Annotated in this window: 19 protein-coding genes; 9 read left to right on the forward strand and 10 right to left on the reverse strand. The window is 50.2% G+C overall.

The features are described from left to right. Positions 1 to 22 precede the first annotated feature (22 nt). The 6 genes from G459_RS0105395 to G459_RS0105420 form a co-directional block, all read right to left on the reverse strand. A complete protein-coding gene (locus G459_RS0105395) occupies positions 23 to 814 on the reverse strand; it encodes an SDR family NAD(P)-dependent oxidoreductase (protein WP_026966722.1) in 792 nt (263 codons plus the stop codon). 1 nt (position 815) lies between these two features. Further along, positions 816 to 1859 (reverse strand): zinc-binding dehydrogenase, encoded by a 1044-nt coding sequence (locus G459_RS0105400; RefSeq protein WP_026966723.1) that lies wholly within the window; start codon positions 1857 to 1859, stop codon positions 816 to 818. Between the two features lie 3 nt (positions 1860 to 1862). Then, positions 1863 to 2570 (reverse strand): orotidine 5'-phosphate decarboxylase / HUMPS family protein, encoded by a 708-nt coding sequence (locus G459_RS0105405; RefSeq protein ID WP_026966724.1) that lies wholly within the window; start codon positions 2568 to 2570, stop codon positions 1863 to 1865. Between the two features lie 356 nt (positions 2571 to 2926). Further along, positions 2927 to 4258 (reverse strand): hypothetical protein, encoded by a 1332-nt coding sequence (locus tag G459_RS0105410; RefSeq protein ID WP_026966725.1) that lies wholly within the window; start codon positions 4256 to 4258, stop codon positions 2927 to 2929. 91 nt (positions 4259 to 4349) lie between these two features. Next, positions 4350 to 5420 (reverse strand): dipeptidase, encoded by a 1071-nt coding sequence (locus G459_RS0105415; protein WP_026966726.1) that lies wholly within the window; start codon positions 5418 to 5420, stop codon positions 4350 to 4352. 3 nt (positions 5421 to 5423) lie between these two features. After that, complete coding sequence (locus G459_RS0105420; protein ID WP_026966727.1) at positions 5424 to 6134, reverse strand: SAM-dependent methyltransferase; 711 nt, start codon at positions 6132 to 6134, stop codon at positions 5424 to 5426. Positions 6135 to 6226: 92 nt separating this feature from the next. Here G459_RS0105420 and G459_RS0105425 point away from each other — a divergent pair, with 92 nt between their 5' ends. Further along, complete coding sequence (locus G459_RS0105425; protein ID WP_026966728.1) at positions 6227 to 7561, forward strand: amidohydrolase family protein; 1335 nt, start codon at positions 6227 to 6229, stop codon at positions 7559 to 7561. A 121-nt stretch (positions 7562 to 7682) separates the two neighbouring features. On the opposite strand, the gene G459_RS0105430 is transcribed toward G459_RS0105425, so the two are convergent. The 3 genes from G459_RS0105430 to G459_RS0105440 form a co-directional block, all read right to left on the reverse strand. After that, complete coding sequence (locus G459_RS0105430; protein WP_026966729.1) at positions 7683 to 8441, reverse strand: alpha/beta fold hydrolase; 759 nt, start codon at positions 8439 to 8441, stop codon at positions 7683 to 7685. A gap of 69 nt (positions 8442 to 8510) precedes the next feature. Next, positions 8511 to 8861 (reverse strand): four helix bundle protein, encoded by a 351-nt coding sequence (locus G459_RS0105435; protein WP_026966730.1) that lies wholly within the window; start codon positions 8859 to 8861, stop codon positions 8511 to 8513. Positions 8862 to 8945: 84 nt separating this feature from the next. Further along, on the reverse strand, positions 8946 to 9662 hold the full coding sequence (locus G459_RS0105440) for a pyridoxine 5'-phosphate synthase (RefSeq protein ID WP_026966731.1): 717 nt from the start codon (positions 9660 to 9662) through the stop codon (positions 8946 to 8948). Positions 9663 to 9724: 62 nt separating this feature from the next. Between G459_RS0105440 and G459_RS0105445 the strand changes: the two genes are divergently transcribed. Genes G459_RS0105445 through G459_RS0105455 form a run of 3 tightly spaced genes read left to right on the forward strand, consistent with a single transcriptional unit; the run spans position 9725 to position 11280 of the window. Beyond that, positions 9725 to 10174, forward strand: a complete 450-nt coding sequence (locus G459_RS0105445; RefSeq protein WP_026966732.1) for a GatB/YqeY domain-containing protein — start codon at positions 9725 to 9727, stop codon at positions 10172 to 10174. A gap of 1 nt (position 10175) precedes the next feature. After that, positions 10176 to 10721 (forward strand): CvpA family protein, encoded by a 546-nt coding sequence (locus G459_RS0105450; RefSeq protein ID WP_026966733.1) that lies wholly within the window; start codon positions 10176 to 10178, stop codon positions 10719 to 10721. After that, positions 10705 to 11280, forward strand: coding sequence for an anthranilate synthase component II (locus G459_RS0105455; protein ID WP_026966734.1), 576 nt, complete (start codon positions 10705 to 10707; stop codon positions 11278 to 11280). Before G459_RS0105450 ends, G459_RS0105455 begins: the two co-directional genes overlap by 17 nt. Here G459_RS0105455 and G459_RS0105460 read toward each other — a convergent pair. Then, complete coding sequence (locus tag G459_RS0105460) at positions 11267 to 11506, reverse strand: hypothetical protein (protein ID WP_026966735.1); 240 nt, start codon at positions 11504 to 11506, stop codon at positions 11267 to 11269. The genes G459_RS0105455 and G459_RS0105460 overlap by 14 nt on opposite strands. Positions 11507 to 12081: 575 nt before the next feature. Between G459_RS0105460 and G459_RS0105470 the strand changes: the two genes are divergently transcribed. The 5 genes from G459_RS0105470 to G459_RS0105490 all read left to right on the forward strand — a co-directional run bounded on the left by G459_RS0105470 (position 12082) and on the right by G459_RS0105490 (position 21034). Then, on the forward strand, positions 12082 to 15333 hold the full coding sequence (locus G459_RS0105470; RefSeq protein ID WP_051315082.1) for a SusC/RagA family TonB-linked outer membrane protein: 3252 nt from the start codon (positions 12082 to 12084) through the stop codon (positions 15331 to 15333). A 20-nt stretch (positions 15334 to 15353) separates the two neighbouring features. Beyond that, positions 15354 to 16937 carry a SusD/RagB family nutrient-binding outer membrane lipoprotein gene (locus tag G459_RS0105475; RefSeq protein WP_026966737.1) on the forward strand — a complete coding sequence of 528 codons (1584 nt, stop codon included), beginning with the start codon at positions 15354 to 15356 and terminating at the stop codon, positions 16935 to 16937. 23 nt (positions 16938 to 16960) lie between these two features. Next, entirely contained in the window at positions 16961 to 17587 is a 627-nt protein-coding gene (locus G459_RS0105480) for a hypothetical protein (RefSeq protein ID WP_026966738.1), read from the forward strand. 54 nt (positions 17588 to 17641) lie between these two features. Next, a complete protein-coding gene (locus G459_RS0105485) occupies positions 17642 to 20389 on the forward strand; it encodes a M14 family metallopeptidase (protein ID WP_026966739.1) in 2748 nt (915 codons plus the stop codon). Between the two features lie 156 nt (positions 20390 to 20545). Beyond that, a complete protein-coding gene (locus G459_RS0105490) occupies positions 20546 to 21034 on the forward strand; it encodes a C40 family peptidase (protein WP_245588131.1) in 489 nt (162 codons plus the stop codon). The last annotated feature ends 100 nt before the right edge of the window (positions 21035 to 21134 follow it).

Genomic DNA, 21134 nt, shown 5'->3' on the forward strand with positions numbered 1-21134 from the left:
TGAATCTCTGATTTAGGTTGGATTAGTTGATTGTACTGCTGTCCTTGGGGAGGTTTCTTCCGATCATCGGATGCTGCTCCAGCGTGACGACTTGACCCGAGACAGGCCCGCATTCGTCTGAAAGCCAATAAATGGCGGCGGCAGCGATCTCTTCAGGTTTTAGGATTCTTCCCGAAGGAGCAAAAATCGCCGGCAAACCCTCGTACCAAGTGTCTGACAATCCGTGAAGTTTCTTGCGCTCGGTCTCCCGCTCGGTCAGCACCCAACCCGGATTGATCTGATTCACCCGCACACCATACTCCCGCATCAGCGAGTCGCCCAGATTGCTGGTTAGGGTCATGATTGCGCCCTTGGAAACAGAGTAGGCGAGCAGGTTGGGCTCTCCGCTCCAAGCGTTGACCGATCCGATATTGAGGACATTCCCCCGGTTTCTTGTCAATTCCGGCAGTGCCTTTTGGATCAGGAGAAAAGGAGAAACCGTATTGATGTCGAGCACTTTTTGGAAGAAGTCCCGGTCGGTGTTGTGGATGTCAGAAGCGATCACCAAGGCAGCATTGTTCACCACTGCATCCAGCTTGCCGAAAGACTTGACCGCAAGGTTTACTAAGTTTTCAGGACAGGATGCCGAGGTGATATCTTCACAAAGAAAGACTGCATTTTCCTTTCCTATTTCTTCCAAAACTTCGAGACCCAAGTCTTCCTCCAGGCCGTGGAGGACTACTTTGGCTCCTTCTTCCACGCATCGTTTCGCGATCGCTTTGCCGATACCAGTGGTACTGCCGGTGACGATGATGACTTTGTCTTTCAGCCTCATATCAGACGGGTTTCAATACAGATTTCACCACTTGGCCAGAGTGCATCTTTTCAAAGGCTTCTTTCCACTCGGTAATCGGCCATACGCCGCCGATGATCGGTTTTACGTTCAAAGCACCACTTGCAAGCAGGGCGATCACGCGCTCCCAGATCGGCCAGTTGTGGCTGAAGCTGCCTTGGAGACGGATATTTTTCTGCACGATTGGATCGATAGAGAAATTAAGTGGCTGCGGTCCCCAACCCACCTTGGTAATCTGACCATTTGGACGGACGATCTTCATGGCGATCTTTAGCGTGATACTATGACCGGCTGCATCGATGATCAGGTCTGCGCCCAAGCCGTCACGCTTTTTTGCCCAAGCTTCTGCCGCATCTTCTCCGATCAGTGGCTCACAACCGTAAGCCTGACGGGCAATCTCCAATCTAGCGCGGTCGCCTTCCAATCCAAGAAGTCCGACTTCCGCCCCGCAGAGTCTTGCCATGGCTGCGCAAAGGATGCCAATCGTTCCCGGTCCGATCACGATTACGCGATCACCGGGCTTGATGCTGGAGTTTCCCACGACAGAATTGTACGCCACGCAGCAGGGCTCCGTGAGGCAGGCTTCTTCGAAAGAAAGGTTTGCAGGCACGTTGTGCAGGCAGCGCGCAGGAACTCTGACGAATCTGGTCATGGCACCATTTACGCCATAGCCAAAGCCTTTGCGGGTTGGATCGAGGTTGTAAAGTCCCACCTTACTCATCGGATTCTGGGTGCTGATCACCGCAGCGGTCTCAGATACCACTCGGTCTCCGACATTCCAACCGGCAACTCTGGAGCCCAAAGCAGCGATTTTCCCACCGAACTCATGACCCAAGACAACCGGATAATTCACCGGCCAGCTATGGTCAGAGGTCCACTGATGCAGGTCACTTCCGCAAACTCCTACGTTTTCTACCTCAAGGAGAATATCCTCCTCTCCGATCTCTGGAAGGGGAATCTCTCTGATTTCAACAGAATATTTTTGCTCGGAGTAGTTGACTACTGCCGCGTTTTTTGTGCTTGACATGGCTTAGGCTCTAATGGGTAAAACAGTTTGTTGCGCGTGGATAGCCTCGCAGATCATGCGAAGTGAGGCTTCTAGATTTCCGTCTGCGGTCTTAAAGGAGTCAGCGTCAATGGTCAATGGTGCGCCGAGGACAACCAGCGGAGCACCGTATTGAGGGCACTTGATAGCCTGCTCCAATGAAAGTCCACCGACAGCCTGCACCGGAATGTTAACTGCGGCAACTACTTCACGAAGTTGGTCCAATGGACTTGGCATACGAAGTCCTGCAGCGGCTATTCCTCTTCGTTCGTCGTATCCTATGTGGTGGATCACGTAATCGCAGCCAAGGTCTTCCAAAAATTTGGCTCCCTCGATCATATCAGGGCAAATCATATTGTCACCCATCACTTTGACTCCGAAATCCTTGCCGGCTTTGACCACACATTTGATAGTTTCGGCATGGGCGCGAGCCATCACGACGACGTGGGTCGCACCGGCTTTTGCCATCATCTCTGCTTCGAGATAGCCGCCATCCATGGTCTTGAGATCTGCTACGATTGGCACTCCGGGGAAAGCTTCTCTGAGCTTTCTGACTCCGTGGAGGCCTTCTGCCAAAATTAATGGAGTACCGGCCTCAAGCCAGTCTACTCCGGCTCTCATGGCCAAAGCGGCGGTTTCCAGCGCCTCATCGATATTCGTCAGATCCAGGGAAATCTGTACAATAGGTTTCATATGATTACAATTTGATTTTTAAAGGATATATGGAATCTCACGAGGCTTATCATCACCCTAGCGTGTGTCGTCCGCTTCATGTTCGATTTCATGTTTTTTATGGGTTTGAATTACTTAGCCGATGCTTAATTTATGGATTATTCTATCAGATAGTACCCTGATCTGACATGAATGGACTATCCGAAAAGCTTTCGGCGGCACCTAAATTTTCATGATTTTCATTCAGTCTGAAAAGTTCTGAAAAAGTGCGGGCTAATGTTGAAAAATTCGGAAGGCTTTCAATTGTTGGTCTGAGCCCTAAATAAAAAAACCCGGAAGCTAGGCTTCCGGGTTTCGTAGTTGCATTGATTGGAATCTCAATTTTGCAGTCGTGCCTGAATCTCCTGGATCAGGCCGTCGTATTTCTTCAGGATTCGGGCCCAGTCTTCAAATTTCTCATCGTCTTTGACCGTGACTGGATTTTTCCCATCCAAATAGGCCTCTTGGCTGATTAGCTTCACGGCATAGGCAAGCTGGTCAGAGTTTCCTCCGCTCGATACAATTACCCGGGTACGGATGATGCTCGACTGGAAGTTCTGAACCTGCCAAGATGTGGTCAGATAGCCGGTGTTGTAATCGACTGTCTCCAGGATATCAAAATAGCCGGTGATGATGGAGCTGAGAATCTTCCAAGATTCCTCCGGCGCAAGGCCAGCCTTCACAGGTACCGTGATCCGCACGTTTGCCAGATCTGAAGACACTGAGGAAGTGTAGGCTTCATCGACGACCATTTCGAGAAAATCAGAAGCGGGAGGCTCCTGCATATTGGCTTGATTGCAATAGTTTTTCAGATAGCGGATGAAACCGTCCTTGCTTACGCGGATTTCCACGCAGGAATTTTTGGCGACTTTCAGATCATAGGAGCCATTTCCGACGCGCTTACCGCCGATCTCGATTGCGGCATCAGCTGGCGTGGTGGTGATTTTAACCAATCGGTCTTCCAGGATTGCCTTGTCTCTGACGGGAGGTTCTGGATCGCCCTCTTTGTTGCAAAGGACTTTCTCATAGTTCACAAAGCCGTCCTTGGTCACCGTCACGGTCACACAGTCTCCAAAAGGAATCTTGATGTCTTGGTTTCCTTTGCCAAGTGTAATCCCATTTGCGGCGACATTGGCATCTGCCGGGGACACTTCCAGTCTTACCTGTCGGTCTTTGAGGGTAAAATGATCTTTGAATGGAGGAGTTTCCTTGTCCGGCTGATTGTAGTAGACCTTGGTTTGGGTGGCATACCCGGGCTTTTTCACCTCCACGGTTAGAAAGCGATCCTTCTGGACATAGAGGTAGATCGCTTTGGTGCCGATCACTCTGCCGTCCACGAAGATTTCCGCGTCAAACGGCTCGGCAGTGACGTCCACTTGTCGTGTGGTCAACGAAATTCGTTGTTCTTTGTCCCATTTGAGGTCTTTGTTGTACTCTTTGATGATGGACTGAAAACCCGGCTTGACGATCTTGACGCGGTTTTTGCTGTCTTTCTCAAGCTTCAACTCAATGGTACCCGTACCCAACTCCATCTTGTCGGAGTCATCATAGTCATTCAGCAAGATGAATTTTGCGTCGGACTGGTCCGCCGTCAGCATTATTTTTTGGGAGAAAGATGAAAAAGCGATTAGGGTAAAAAGGGTGATAAGGAGTAAATTTTTATATTTCATAGATGAGCTTTGGTGATTAAGGTCTGCAAATAATTCAATTTGAATTATTTATGCAACCCCAAAACCCCAATATCCTTCAATTATTCTTGGCTCAACCCCAGGCCTTCTTCAAAAAGTTCAACCAGTTGCCATGCATGACTTTTTGGACGTCAGATTCTGCGTAGCCTCGTTGGCGTAGCAGGTCCGGGATTTTTTGCAAATCTGCGATAGTTTCAAGATCTGCTGGACTTTGCTCTGTCCCGAACGCTCCGTCCAAGTCTGATCCGATTCCGATGTGATTGGCATTGCCGGCAACTTGGCAAATATGATCCAGATGATCCAAGACTGTCGAAATGGTCACATTCCGCTCTTTCGGAGTAGATTTTCCCCTGACCCAGCCCGGACTCAGCATCCAGGCGTCAAAAGCTCCACCGATCACAGCTCCCCGATCCACCAGCGCCTTGATCATCTCGTCGGAGAACTGCCGGTTGTGATCAACCAGCGCCCTGACGTTGTTATGACTTGCCCAGACCGGGCCCTGATAAATTTCCAAAGCATCCCAAAATGCCAAATCACAAAGATGGGTGGCATCCAGGATGATCCCGAGTTCATCCATTTTTTTGACAAGCTCTTTCCCCTGTTGGGAAAGTGGAGCCGAAGAATCAGTCCCAAAGGCATAACGCCCCGGTCCGTAGTGTGCCGGTCCCAAGGCCCGGAGCCCACCTTCGTAGGCTTTTTCCAAATAGTTCAGATTGACTATCGAATCCGCTCCTTCGAGCGAAAGGATAAAGCCAATGGGCTTTTCGCTGACGTCTTTTCCGTCATTCCAAAAAGTCAAATGACCTTCCAACTCTGCCAGATTGCGTATTTGGGTCATTTCTCCTTTTTCCACCATCGCTTGATACCACGCCAACTGACCCTGGGTCTGCGCCCAGGCCTGCTCGGCAGAATGCCAGCCGGGCAGCGGATTATCCAGCGCGACATAGCGACCGATTTGCGTCGCGACGACCAAGCCGATGTTTCCTTTGCGTAGCTCAGGAAGCGAAACCGTAGCATTGCCCCGATCCGGCTTGTCTGTCATCCCTTGTTCACGGCCATTGATCTCGGCGAGCGGCCGGGAAAGATCCCGGTTCCACTCCAGGGCATTCATACTCAGGTCAAGATGGGCGTCGATGGTAAACATGGCTTAGAAGCTTTGTAGGATAAAAACAGTGGGGATTTTGTGAAGATCTATCGGATGGTTTTTCCAATCGGCGATGGTCTTCGTCTGGATAAATTCGTCTTGCGCAGTCAGGTTCTTTGCGATGCAAAGCTTGGTCTGGGGAGCAAGCGAGGCAAGCGCATCCTCTAGCATTTGATTGTTCCGGAAAGGCGTTTCCATGAAAATCTGGCTTCGTCTTTCTTTCAGCGATTCGGCTTCAAGTCTTCGCAATGCAGCAGCCCGTTCTTTTTTGTCAATAGGCAGATAGCCATGAAAGGCAAAGGATTGGCCTGAGAAACCCGAGCCCATCAAGGCCAAAAACATCGAACTCGGTCCGGAGATTGGCACGACCTGAATTCCCTTTTGGTGGGCATAAGCTACCGCCAAGGCTCCCGGATCGGCAATTCCCGGACATCCGGCTTCGGAGATCACGCCGATATCGGCACCGTTCATCAGCGGCTGCATCAGTCGGTTGATAAACTCGGGCGGCGTGCCTTTGTCCAGGATTTCCATGTGGACTTCCTCCAGATTTACTCCCAGCTTGAGGCTGGAGATATAACGTCGGGCGGATCGGGGACTTTCGACGAGGAAGATTTTCGTGTGGGCGATGACTTCCTGTACTTGTGGAGAAATCACCCAATGGGCTGTATTGTCAGCAAGGACGTTGGGGATTAAGAAGAGCTTTCCTTTGGGCATTTCAGGAATCGTGAATTGGGGGCGAAAGTTAAAATTTAAAGCCCAAAATCAGTATCTTTTTCAACGTTTATCACCTTCCTAATATTTCCCCCATGAAACTTTATCTGCCCATTCTCGGAGTTTTGGCGTTCTTTTCCACCCAAGCGCTTTCCCAGCAAACCAAGGCACTCGTCGGCGGCACGCTGATCGATGGCTTTGGAGGCACCCCGATTCGGAACTCAGTTATTTTGATTGAAGGGGAACGGATCAAAGCCGTGGGCCAGGTCGGCAGTTTGGAGGTTCCGGCCGGAGCGGAAATTATTTCTACCGAAGGGATGAGCGTACTTCCGGGACTTTGGGACATGCACGTGCATCTGATGCTCAACGGTCACAGCGACTATACCCATTGGGACAGCACGTATATTGATGTGTTTGAATCTGTCATCATGCCTTCTTCCGCGCATCAGTTGTTGATGGCTGGTGTGACTAGTGCCAGAGATTTGGGTGCACCGCTTGAGGCAAGCATCAACGTGCGAAACCGTATCAATAATGGGGAAATTCCGGGACCGACGATTTATGTATCCGGACCTTTTATCCAAAAAGCTCCTTATCCAAATACCGAAGCATTCCGCTGGGGGGTAAATGGGGCCGCGGATGCTCGGGCAAAAGTAAAAACACTGGTCGATGCCGGAGTGGACGTGATCAAGCTGATCGATCAGGATCAGATGACATTAGAGGAAGCTCAAGCAGTGGTGGATGAAGCGCATAAATATGGGAAGATGGTGGTCGGGCACTCGCATCGTCCCGACGAAATCCGGGTTGGGATCAAGATCGGCGTGGACAATTTTGAGCACACCGGGCTAAGTTCGGCACCGGAATATCCCGAGGACATCATGCTGCTGCTGAAAGAACGTGCTGCCAAGATGAATCTTGGTCCACTCTTCTGGACGCCGACTGTAGAGGGACTTTACAATTATGAATCCGTGCGGGACAATCCAGAGAAGCTGGACGACACTTCCTGGCATTTGGGTTTGCCAGATTCGATCATTCGGGATATCCGGGCTTCACTTCGGTTCCCGGGAAGGATGTCTTATTTCCAGTTGACTCCGGTGAGAAAGCCAACCTTGGATCGCAAATTTGCGCAACTCAAAGAAAGTGGCGTGGTGATGCTGGTGGGTACGGATAGCGGCATCCCGATGAAATTTCACAGCCAAAGTACCTGGAATGAGCTCGATGTCTGGGTCAATCACTTCGGAATGGATCCGCTCTTGACGATCAAAGCAGCGACCTATTGGCCTGCGGTGGCGATGAAGGTGGAAAAAGATTACGGCACTATCTCTGAAGGAAAATACGCCGATATCATCGCCGTGCGGGGAGATGTGCTCCGATATATCAACCTACTCCAGGATGTCGATCTGGTGGTGAAGCATGGGAAAAAAGTAAAGTAGGTGTCAGTTTCCGGTGATCAGTCGCAGTGGACAGAAAAGTTTGACGGTTGAAGGAAGAAAGCTAAAATCGCGTAAATGACATTCCGCCTCAACCGTTGCAAAATTTGCAACAGTTCAAATTTCATCCCAAAAACCTTCTCATCTCGAGCACTACCGCATGCGGCTGCTCGGCGTGAAGCCAGTGGCCTGCGCCGGCTACAAACTCCAGCTCGTAGTTGGGAAAATGCGTTTCCATGTCCGCCATGTCTTTTTGCTGGATGTAGTTGGAGTTGGCTCCCGCCAAAAACAAGGTCGGGCCATCGAAATTAGCGCCTTCGGGAAGCGCCTCTCCCACATTTTCGATGTTTTTGGTGATCACCGGCAGGTTGATCTTCCACACAAAGCCGTCGCTGTCCCGGCTCAGGCTTTTGAGTAAAAATTGCCTTACGCCCAATTCTGGGATGTACTGCGCCAATTGCTCGTCGGCTTCTTTTCGGGATTTGATTTCTTTCAGATCCAGAGAATTCAATCCTTCCAAGATGCTTTGGTGATGCACCGGATAGTACCTCGGCGCGATGTCCGCCACGATGAGTTTCTCAACCCGCTCCGGATATTTGAGCGCAAAATTCATAACCGTCTTTCCACCCATGGAGTGTCCCATCAGGTAGATTTTATCCAACCCTTCCGCGTCCAGCATTTCTTTCAAATCCTCTACCATGACGGCATAATCCCACTCCTCAGCATGGGGAGAATCTCCGTGGTTTCGCTGATCGACCAGGTAGAGTGTGTAATTTTCCACCAGTTCTTTGGCAATAGAAAACCAATTGTCCAGCGAACCAAACAGGCCGTGGAGGATGACAAGGGGAGGGCCGGAGCCGGATTTTTTATAGTTAAGCTTCATGGTTTATTTTGTCAACGGTCCATAGTCCACAGACGACAGCCGAGTAGTAATAAAATTAAATTTCAAAGTCTAAAATGAGTTCCGTAATGCTTGGATTTTAACGATCAACGTTTCATAACTGGAATACAATCGGGAAAAATCTTCCTCATTTATAATGATTCTTTTCTTTCCCAGATATAGACAGCTCACCACTTCAATAGCTGAGCGGATTGCATAGCTTAGAAACTTTTTGAATTCGGCATTTGACTGGCCAGTGGAGCCCTCGGCGATATTTAACGCCACCGAATCGGCTGCCCGCTGGATCTGGGAACTGAGTACAAACCTTTCTTCTATTGGAAATGATTTTACCAATCTGCTTACTTCTGCAGACAGATTAATCGCCGATTCCCAAACCCTCAATTCTTCAAATTTGAAAGCCATAAGTGAACGGTTAAAAGTTGCCTTAGGGATTGCGGTTCGTTAAAACGGGCCGTTGACCGTCGTCCGTGGACTGTTGGCCAAAAACTAAACCTCCAACTGCCTCCTGTACATCTGAATCGTGTTTTCCAAGCCATAATACAACGCATCACAGACCAAGGCATGGCCGATGGAGACCTCTTCCAAATGGGGAATACTTTGTGCCAAAAAAGCCAAGTTGTGCAAATCCAAGTCATGTCCTGCATTCAGCCCGAGGCCGAGTTCTTTGGCAATTTTTGCAACTTCTACATAGGGCGCCACGGCCTTCTTGCGATCTTGATGATAGTGTGCAGCATAGGGTTCGGTGTACAGTTCCACCCGATCTGTCCCGGTGAGCTTGGCAGGCATGAAGTATTTTACCTCGGGATTGATGAAGATAGAAACCCGCGTCCCGATCGCATGGAGCTCGTCAACGATGTCGCGAAGGAGGTGCTGATGCGTGATCGTATCCCAACCGGTATTGGAAGTAATCGCGTCCGGGGGATCAGGAACCAAGGTGGCCTGCGCCGGTCTGACTTCTCGGATCAGCTGCATAAACCGCTGATCAGGATAGCCCTCGATGTTGAATTCTGTAGTCACCACCTGAGCCAAATCCAGGACATCCTGGTAGCGAATGTGCCGCTCATCCGACCGGGGATGTACTGTAATCCCTTGGGATCCAAAACGTTCGCAGTCCAGCGCAACTTTGACAACATCCGGATTGTTCGCTCCACGGGCATTCCGAAGCGTGGCGATCTTGTTGATATTTACACTTAGTTTAGTCATATCAGCTGGGAAAAATGGGTATTTTTACTCGAAATTTTCGAGGTAACACAAACTTAGGACTAATGGCTTTAAAGCAGAAAATAGAAGGGGAAATTAAATCCGCAATGATGGCAAGAGATAAGGTACGACTCACCGCCCTTCGCGCGATCAAATCGATGATTCTTCTGGAAGAAACCAAAGAAGGCTTCAAGGGAGAGATGACCGAAGACGAAGAAATGAAGCTTTTGACCAAGGCAGCCAAACAGCGCAAAGATTCTGCCGACATCTACCAGCAACAAAACAGAGCCGATCTACTGGAAGTCGAACTGGCGGAATTGTCCGTTATCCAGGAGTTTCTACCCGCAGCCATGACGGAGGAAGAGCTGACCGCTGCCATCCAGGAAATCATCGCGTCTGTCGGAGCGACTGGCCCCAAAGACATGGGCAAAGTAATGGGCGCTACCAAAGCATTGGCAGGAAAGGCAGACGGCAAAGCAATTGCAGATAAAGTAAAGGCTCTATTGAACAATTAACTTGGCAACGGTAGATATTGTCCTTTTGATATTGATTGCACTCGGAGCCTATGAGGGCTACAAGAAGGGCTTATTGCTCAGCATTGTAGGTCTCATAGGCTTTGTTTTGGCGATTATTCTCGGCGTGTACTTCATGGAGCCAGTCAGCAAGTATTTGGCAAACCATCTCAAAGAGCTCACTTTTGCGTTTCCGATCATCGCGTTTTTGATCGTATTCGGCATCACGCTGGCGCTTGTGGGGATTGCAGGCTGGATCTTGAAAAAAATGATGAACATCATCCTCCTGGGCGGATTGGACAGCATTGGCGGAGGGATCTTGGGCATTGTGAAAACCGCCTTTTTTATCAGCCTCTTTATGTGGCTTTGTGGGCTTTTCGATTTGAAAATGCCCAGGGACTGGAGTGCGAAGAGCGAGTTTCTCCCATACATTGAGCCAATGGCTCCGGCGGTGATCTGGGTACTCGAACCCATCGTGCCGAAGGTGGGTGAACTGCAAAAGACGATTGAGGAGATCGTTGATGGATTCCGGGATGCTGCTGCTGATTGACAATTTTGATTCGTTCAGTCATATTCTCGCTGATCTGATCCGGCAAACCGGAGAGGAACTGGTCATCTTGAGAAATGACGTCACACTAACAGACCTTGAGAGTATCGACTTTCAAGGTCTGATTCTTTCTCCCGGTCCGGGCATTCCCTCCAAATCGGGGAATCTGAAAGCTATTTTTGAAAGGTATCATGACAAAATCCCTGTACTTGGGGTTTGCCTGGGACATCAGGCGATTGGCGAGTTTTTTGGAGCTGAGCTGGTGAAAAATGCTGTGCCCACTCACGGTAAAGTCCACCGGGTTAGAAAGACCAAACCTCACTTTTTCACCGAAAGCTTACCGGAAAGCTTCAACGTGACTCGCTATCACTCACTCCAATTGCAAAATCTACCCGACAATCTGGAATGCATCCTGGAGACTGAGTCCGGAGAGATCATGGGGATCGCCCACAGGTCTTTGCCGATTTTAGGGATTCAGTATCATCCTGAAGCTTTCTTAACCGAATATGGATTGGAAGTGGTCTCTAATTGGGTGAGGCTGGCTACTCTCAGTCGATCTTAATCTGATCGAGGTAAAACTTCATCCGACTATGATCGCGCGGAAGAAAGTCGATCTTGTCGATCTTGTCGAGTTTGTGATTGTAGAACACCTCCACGTACTCGTTTTCCAGCAGATACAGATTCACCTTGTGCCCGTAGTACCGGATCGCTACCACAAAAGTGGCTTCCAGGTACAGCATATGGATCTTTCTATTCAAAGGCAACTTGGCAAATTCCTCCCGACTCATCCGATTCATTGGCTTATGTACTGAATTTAGAAAAAATGGTTTGGATCATCCCAGTTTGCAGATGCAAAAACCCTCGAAAGTTAATTGATCCGGCGGCTCTTGAAAGTAGCTATGCATTAAAAAACAGGGAAACCACTTATTCAAAAAATGGAAACAAAAAGCCTCACTTTGACCATCTGCTAAACCTACTTTTCAAATTTTAATTGGAAAAAGGCATATCCGTTCGATTTTTTAAACCAACATAGAAAAAGAATATTTTCACAACATATGATGACTTTACGAGCTATTATTCCACACAATAGAAATAAAATATTGATTTGATCAGCTATATATAAATAAACAGAATATAATTCCATTCTTCCTGATTTTATCAATGGGCTTTATACATACATGAAAGGTAAAGCGCGAGACACCTTGATTCTCTAATTTCAAACCGCAAGCTTTTAGCCCCTAGTTGACCCTGTTTAAGCTGGATAATCCAATCCAAAGAATCACCCCAGATAACCTTTGAATGGCCGGACTGCGCCCATTCAATACGATTTTCTCATTTCCTAAGTCAACTAATTCAAGCATTCATGAAAAGAATTTTTACAGATTGGGTGGAATTTCCACCCTGGAAAAGTCTTACATTCTTCCTCCTCCTGCTGGTCGCGTGTACCCACACCGCACTTGCGCAGGTCAAGACTATCACGGGAAAAGTGGTGGACCAGGAGGATCTCGGTATCCCAGGAGCAAACATTCTGATCAAAGGAACCACCAAAGGGGCCGTAACTGACTTGGACGGGAATTTTACGCTGGACGTAAGCCCGCAGGAAAATATCCTGGTCGTCTCCTATATCGGCTACGAAACCAAAGAAGTCACCCTGGACAATCAAACCAACCTTTTGATCAAACTGGGCGGTGACATTAACCTCGGAGAAATCATCGTAACCGCCGCAGGCATCGAGCGGGACGCCAACAATCTGGGTTACTCAGTCTCCACGCTGGCTTCCGACCGACTCAGCCAAAAAAACGAACCCGATCCCATCAGATCCCTGACCGGTAAGATAGCAGGTGTGAATGTCGCCGGCTCCGGCGGTGTCGCGGGTGGTGCCACCAATATCACTATACGCGGCAATTCCTCTCTGGGAAACAACAACCAGCCGCTATTTGTGGTCGACGGGATCCCGTTTGACAATTCCACATTTGGGTCCACTGGAAACAATCAGACTCAGTCAGATCAGTCCACCTCCAACAGGGCATTTGATATAGATCCCAACAACATCGAGAGCATGACGGTGTTGAAAGGCGCGGCAGCATCTGCTCTCTATGGCTCTCGCGCGGCAAACGGGGCCATCATCATCACCACGAAAAGCGGCTCCAAAAAAGGACGAAAAGGCACAGAGATAACCATCACCTCCTCCTACTCACAGGAAGAAGTAGCCGGTCTGCCGGAATACCAGCAGCTCTACGGTCAAGGCACCAACGGCGACTACCGCGCCGGTGTATACGGGTCCTACGGTTCGCCGTACTCGTCGAGAGAAACTATTCCACATCCGCTGGCTTCCAGCGCATACCCAGCCAGCATCTTTCCGGAGTTTTATGAAGCCGATGGAAGAACCCCCGTTCAGGTCCCCTATAGATCCTATGCCGGTCAGGCCCAAAAAGACTTCTTCAGAACTGGTCAGCTCCTGGAAAACGGCGTAAGCATCACCACCGGAAACGAGAAAACCGGGATCAACATAGGGGCCAGCCGAATGGACAACCAAGGCGTCGTACCCGGAAATGAAATCTCCAGAACCTCTTTTTCCGCAGGCGGAAATGCCAACTTGGACAACGGCTTCTTTGTCAGAGGGACTTTGAACTATGTGAAGACCAATCAGCAAACTCCGCCGATCGGAGGCAGTGGATCGGTCATGGGCAACTTGCTCTTTGCGCCAACCAGCTATGATCTGACTGGCTTGCCCTACAAAAATCCGGAAACCGGGGCCAACGTGTATTATCGCGCCTTGGACAACCCGTATTGGTCAGTGGAAAACAGCCCCTCCACGAGCGATGTGGACCGCTACTTCGGAAGCTTTGTCTTGGGAAAAGAGATCGCCCCATGGATTACGATCCAAAACACCTTTGGGCTAAACGGCTACAACGATGATCGGGTAAGTGTGCTCGGAAAAGGCTCATCAGTGTACGCTGCGGGGACGATCAACACCGATCACATCTACCGTCAGGAGCTTGACAACACGCTATTGATCACCACCAACTTCAAGCTCAGCGAGAACATCTCCCTGCGCGGGATCTTGGGAAACAACATCAACCAGCGAATGACCAAAAGGTCGGCTTTCTCCGGTGATGGCATCATCGTCGCGGGAATCAACGACATCCGAAATACGACTACCATCACGCTGTCCAGCATCCCAAACAATCGGGCACTGATCAAGCAGCGGTTCTATGCTTTCTTTGCGGATTTGACCTTTGATTACAAGAATTTCGCGTCGCTGAACTTTGTGGGAAGAAATGACATCTCCTCCACACTGCCTGCGGAAAACAGAAGCTACCTCTACGGAGGAGTGAACGGCTCCCTGATCTTCACCGAAGCGCTGAAATTGAAAAGTAACTTCCTCAATCATGGCGCGATCCGGGCTGGCTACACCCGGGTAGGAAATGAAGCAAGCCCGTACCAAACGATCAACGTGTTCATTGCAAACGCAACCTTTGGCGGGATCGATTCTCCTTTCTCCAACTCGACCAACACCAACGTCAGTACGCAAACGCTGTCCAACAGCTTAACAAACAGCGAGCTGAAGCCCGAATTCATCACCGAATTCGAAATCGGGACGGATCTGAAGTTTTTGCAAAACCTCTTCTCCATCGACTTCACCTATTACGACAAGCGCAGTACTTCCCAGATATTTGTGGTAGACTCGCCGCCGTCCTCAGGCTACCTGACCCGGATCATAAACCTCGGTGAAACATCCAACAAAGGAATCGAGATCGGCCTGACCGCCAATCCGCTGATGTCCGACAGAGGCTTGAACTGGAGCATCTCCGGTAACTTCACCCGCAACCGAAACATGGTGGAAAATATCGGTGACAACACCCAGCTAGTTTATGGCAATAGTGGCAACATCCACATTGCAGGACAGCCTTACGGACAGATCTTCGGTACGCGATTCGCCAGAGACGATGAAGGCAACATCCTGGTCAACCCAGCCACAGCCAAGCCGATCACAGCAGCAACCAACGGTCCTATCGGTAATCCCAATCCGGATTTCATGGTCGGCCTGACCAATACATTTTCTTGGAGAGGAATCACGTTGGACGTGCTCTTCGACTGGAAGCAGGGTGGCGATATCCTGTCCACCACGATCGGGGAAACATATGCGCGCGGTACGCTAAAAGATACCGAAGACCGGGACTCCTTCCGCATCGGCGAGGGTGTGATGGGTGATGTCAACACAAGAACTCCGCTGCTGGATGAAGACGGCAACAAAATCCCCAACAACACAGCGGTAAACTACAATGACTACTACTTCAGCAGCGGCTTTGGGCCAAGCGGAACTACGGCTGGCTATGTTGGCGAAGCGACGGTATTTGACGGTACCGTCTTCAGATTGCGGGAGATCTCCCTGGGCTATCAAGTCCCGGCGTCTTTGTTGAGCAAAACACCTTTCGGAAACGCCTATATCTCATTGAGCGGTAGAAACCTCTGGTACAAAGCACCAAATACGCCGGATGCCATGAACTACGATCCCGAGATCAGCACCAGCGGTGCCAACAGCGCCGGAAGGGACGTTTTGGGCGTACCTGCTACCAAGCGGTATGGTGTCAATATCCGATTCAGTTTCTAACCTCGCAAACCTCAACTGTCATGAAAAAAATCAACTATACTGGACTGGTTTTGGGATTGCTGATGCTAGTTGCCAGCTCCTGTGATTCATTTATCGATATCAACCAGGATCCTAACAACCCGACCACGCCTCAACTAAACCTGCTCCTTCCCGCTACACAGCTCTCGATTGCCGGCAACTTCAACGGGATCAACCGTGGTGCGTCCAACGTCGTGCAACACCGCGCCTCCGGTAGCCTAAACCGCTGGGATCAATCCGGCACCACCTTCGAGAGCACTTGGCTGGGTTATTATACCCAGGCTATCCCGGATCTGGAGACCATCATTGCCGCAGGCACCGAGCAAGGTCAATGGGGTTACGTGGCAGTCGCCAAGATCCAAAAAGCCTACCTCTACAGCATCATGGTCGACCTCTGGGGTAATGTCCCTTACTCAGAAGCTGCTTTAGCTCCCAATCCAACCTTTGATGAAGGATCAGTCATCTACGATCAGCTCTTTGCCCTGCTGGACGAGGCGATCGCTGACATGGGAAAAGGATTTGCCATCTCCGCATCAGCTGACATTTTCTACCAAGGGTCCCAAGCCAAATGGCTAAAACTGGCCAATTCCATCAAGCTGAAGATGTTTCTGAACATGAAGGCGATTGATCCCGACGGCGCGCGTCAGGGAATCATGAGCATTCTATCCTCAGGCAACTACATCCAAGCCAATTCGGATGACTTCACCTTCAAGTTCGGGACAAACACCGCGCCTGATGTACGCCATCCTTGGTACTCCAGTGGCTACTCGCCAGGCAGAGACGGCTACGTGAGCATGGTCTTGATCGACCGGCTCAAAGCTCAGGACGATCCCCGTCTGCGCTACTATATCTTCCGGCTAAATGAAAAGGCAGGGCTGGCCAACTCCCAAACCGGTGAAGGCTACTACGGACGGTATCCTGGCGACGGCGCAGCTTCTCCAGCCGATCAAAACACGCGTGCAATTGTCGGCATCTATCCGGGTGCGGGACTGTACGACAATGGAATGATCCCTTCCATTGGCAGCTCCGGAGTCTATCTAAACAACACCGGAGCCGTGACTGGCACAAGCGCCAACTCATTTAAAATCGCCCTCTTTGCGAATGGAGACGGCAATGGCGCTGGAGTCCAGCCACTGATCACCAATTTCATGATGTTGTTTGCGCGAGCAGAAGCAGCACTCACGCTCAATACAGGCGAAGATGCAGCGGATCTACTTAACAAAGCGGTTGCTTCCCAATTCGATGTGATCAATGCCCTCTCGCCAGCATTTCCTATCAGTGCTTCTACCCGGCTTGGATTTATTGATCGACTGTCTCAGCAGTATGCCGCCGCCGATGAGCAGGGAAAACTCGAACTGGTCATGATGCAAAAGTGGATTGCGCTCTATGGAAATGGAGTCGAAGCCTACAACGACTACAGAAGAACAGGATTGCCTGTCTTGGACGAACTTGTGTCTCCTTTGGATGTCTTTCCTGAAAGATTCTACTATTCGGAGACGGAGCTTACTTCCAACACCACGGTTATAGAGACCCGGGAGCAGCTTCAGCGTGATCAGCAGATTGTGCCCGTATTCTGGAGAAAATAATCATCTACTTTAAAAAGACTCAAATGAAACGCATCAAATATCTATACATCGGTCTCAGCATGCTCGCGTTGGCGGGCTGCAAAACCGTCGACTATGACTACGAAACGTTCCAGTATGCCGCGACGCCAGACGTGACGGTAAATACTGCGAGCTCCGCACTGCCTACCTACGAATCGGCCAATGTGTCTTTCTTCAACATGAAGGACCCCACCTATGCAACCAGTCAGAAGTTTGAGTGGGAACTGTCCTACTACGATGCTGAGGGGCGAGCTCCGGTCAAGGAAATCGAGGTGTACATCAGCTTCAACAAGCGTGAAAACAATGTTCCAGTCTATCCGATTGTTCTTTCACTGGCTCAGGTTCACCCAAACAGCGCCCAATTTCCCCTGCCAAGCAGAATCGCCGCGGCCGACAAGCTGTATGAAACAGTCTCGACGTTTCCTAAAACCTACAGCTTTACCGCTCAGCAGCTTGCGGACATCACGGGCACTAATCTGTCAACGGTAGCCGTCAATGACTACTTCCTCTTTAAGTTCGTGGTAACCATGGAAGACGGCACCCGGATCGTACAGTACGACAACAACTCCTGCGACGAGTCGCGTGGAGAGCTCTGCGACTGCCGGATCGGTGTAAGGTTCAAAAATCAGTAAAAACCCAAATAGGTCGGGGGGAGATCCTCCGGCCATTTTCTGAAACTCTATTTTATGCTCAAAAAAACAGTTCTTTTTGCCCTGATGGTGCTCGGCACCTTATCAGGTGCAATGGCCCAGGAAGTCACCTCTCCCAAAGACCATTTTGGCTTTGCAATGGGTACAGACTATCACCTGGCAACTTTCGATCAAACGGAGGAATATTTCAAAAAGATAGCTTCGCAAAGCGACCGGATCAAGCTGGTGTCCATCGGTAAAACGGCTGAAAACAACGAGCAACACATGCTCATTGTCACCTCTCCGGAAAACCACAAAAATCTGGATCAGTTCAAAGAAACTTCCGTCAAGCTGGCGCGGGCCGAAGGCATCACCGAGCAGGAAGCACGGGCCCTGTCGAAGTCCGGAAAAGCTGTCGTCTGGATTGACGGCGGCCTCCACGCCACCGAGACGGTCGGCATCCACCAGCTGATCGAGACCATCTACCAGTTCACCAGTAGAACAGACGAGGAGACGATGAACATCCTGGACAACGTCATCATCCTCTTTGTTCACGCCAATCCCGACGGACAAAACATCGTGTCAAACTGGTACATGAGAAATCCGGAACCGGAAAAGCGCAAACTGGACAACCTTCCGGTGCTGTATCAGAAGTACATCGGGCACGATAACAACCGGGATTTCTACATCCAAAACCAAGCGGAATCCCGAAACATGGGCTATCAGCTTTTTGTCGAATGGATCCCCCAGATCATGTACAACCATCACCAGCGCGGACCGGCTGGGTCAGTTTTGGCAGGACCTCCCTACAGAGATCCCTTCAACTACCTCTTCGAGCCGCTGATGGTCACCGGAATCGACGCGGTCGGCGCAGCAATGTACAACCGACTGATCACCGAAAACAAGCCTGGATTTACCCGCTTGACCGGTTCTTCCTTCTCGACTTGGTACAATGGAGGTTTGCGGACCACCACTCACTACCACAACATGATTGGTATCCTGACCGAGATCATCGGCGGACCAAACCCGGAGGATATTCCGCTCGTGCCAGACAGGTTGCTCCCGACCGGCGCTACCCCTTTTCCGGTCACTCCTCAAAAAGATTGGAGATTCAGACAGTCTATCGACTATTCCGTCTCTCTCAACTATGCGTTGCTGGACTATGCTGCGCGAAACAAGGACCATTTGCTCTATAACATCTACTCCATGGGAGTCAGCGCGATCAACAAGGGAACGAACGATTACTGGTCACCATTTCCTAAAAAGATCGAAGAGATTAAGACCGCTTACGAGTCCGAGCGCGCCAAATCGAGATCCGCGCAGCCTCAAAGCAGCAATCCTTTCTCCCGAGGCACCGTCCCGGATAAGTTTTACGACAGCGTCTACCAAGCTCCTGCCAAGCGGGATCCCAAGGGATACATCATCCCGGCAGATCAGGCAGACTTCAACACCGCCGTGAAGTATGTCAATGCCCTGATCCGAACCGGCATTCGGATCGAGAAGGCAACCGCAGATTTTACCGTGGCCGACAAATCCTATCCGAAGGGATCGTACATCGTCAAGTCCGATCAAGCCTTCCGCGCGCACGTGCTTGATATGTTTGACCCGCAGGATTATCCGAACGACTTCCAGTATCCGGGCGGACCTCCGATCCGTCCTTACGATGCGGCCGGGTGGACGCTTGCCTATCAGATGGGAGTGGACTACGATCGCATTCTGGACAGTTTCGAAGGTCCTTTTGAGACACTCGTCTACGGTGAGTTGGAGCCGATGCCAGCGGTAGCCCTTCCTTCTGGAGGAGGTGGATACCTGATCAGCGCTCTGGAGAATGATGCTTTTCCTTTGGTCAATCAGTTGTTGAAAGCTGGCGTAACTGTATCCCGAACTTCGGCAGAGACGGCTGGAACTCCGGCAGGCTCCTTCTTTATCCCATCTTCTGCCAAGTCAAAACTTCAGGATATCTTGAAGACAACGCCTGTCCCGGTGAAATCCTCCGGCAAACCGTCCGGTCTGACTCCTGTCAAAAAACAACGAATCGCGCTGTTTGACAGCTATGGCGGCTCGATGCCATCCGGCTGGGTGAGATGGATCTTGGAGCAAAACTTCTATGACTTCGAGGTTGTGTTTGCCAAAGAGATTGATGGCGGCAACCTCAATGAAAAGTACGACATGATCCTGTTCATCAGTGGAGGAATCCCGTCCTACGGCCCCGAAACGGGCGGGTACGGCGGCTATGGCAGAAGCACGCCGAAGGAAGCCGACACTCCGGCTGAATATCACGGAATGCTGGGATCGATCACCGTCGACAAGTCCATCCCTCAGCTGAAGGGCTTTGTGGAAAAAGGCGGGAAAATCCTAGCCGTGGGAAGCAGTGCTTCGCTGGCCTACCATCTTGGACTTCCGGTGAAAGATGCGCTGACCGAGATGACCCGGGAAGGCAAAGAAGTGCGCCTTTCAGGAGAGAAATACTACATCCCGGGCAGCGTGCTCCAGGTGAAAGTCGACACCAAAAACCCAAGCAGCTGGGGAATGGCTGAAAACACCGACGTCCTGTTCAACAACAGCATGGTGTTCAAATTCCAACCGGAAGCCGCTTTGCAGGGAATGGAAGCTCTGGCTTGGTTCGACAAAGCGGCTCCGCTCCGCAGTGGCTGGGCTTGGGGAGAGTCCTACCTGAAAGACGGAATCGTCGCCTTCAAAGCACCGATCGGCGAAGGAGAATTGTTCGTTTTTACCCCGGAGATCACCTACCGGGCTCAATCCCACGGGACGTACAAGTGGCTTTTCAACGCCCTTTATCAATAGATTTAAACTACCACGACTTGAACTTTACCCTTCAAAACCCGCTTTATGAGCGGGTTTTGCTTTTTTGAAGAAATATGTTTCTGCGACCGAAAAGCGCATAATTCTTGCATCCTTGTCAGTCATGCGGTAAAATTGGAGCTGCTAAACCACCTCACTTTGGACAAGAAAAGAATAACGCCACCCGGGATCTTGATGCTATGCCTTCTTGCATTGGTATTCACTCAGAGTTGTAAGTCCAAAAAGAAGCTGTCCGAAGCCTCCCCCGCTTTCACCGTCATTCAAACTGCTAAATCCTACCGGGGCACTCCTTACAAGTATGGAGGAACGACCAGAGGAGGAATGGACTGCTCGGCGTTGGTCTTTCACTCCTACTATTCGATCGGAATCAACCTGCCACGAATGTCCGCTGATCAAAGCAAAGTCGGTCAAAAGGTCAATCTGACACAGGTGAAGCCGGGCGACTTGCTGTTTTTTGCCACTGGGAAAAGGAAAAATCAGGTCACTCACTCGGGCATAGTCACCGAGGCAGCAAAGGATGATATTCGCTTTATCCATGCTTCCTCGTCCCTCGGAGTCACAGAGGATTACATGAGCAATTCGTATTGGAAAAAGGCTTTTCTATTTGCGACGAGGCTGCTGGAATAGTTCGGTTTTGTTATCCTGCTTCTCCCGAAGTTGGTTTTGTTGTTATCCTGCTTCTCCAGAAGCTGGATTTAGATATTTTTTCAAAGACCTGACAGAACAT

The organism is Algoriphagus terrigena DSM 22685 (assembly GCF_000429445.1).
Taxonomy (GTDB): domain Bacteria; phylum Bacteroidota; class Bacteroidia; order Cytophagales; family Cyclobacteriaceae; genus Algoriphagus; species Algoriphagus terrigena.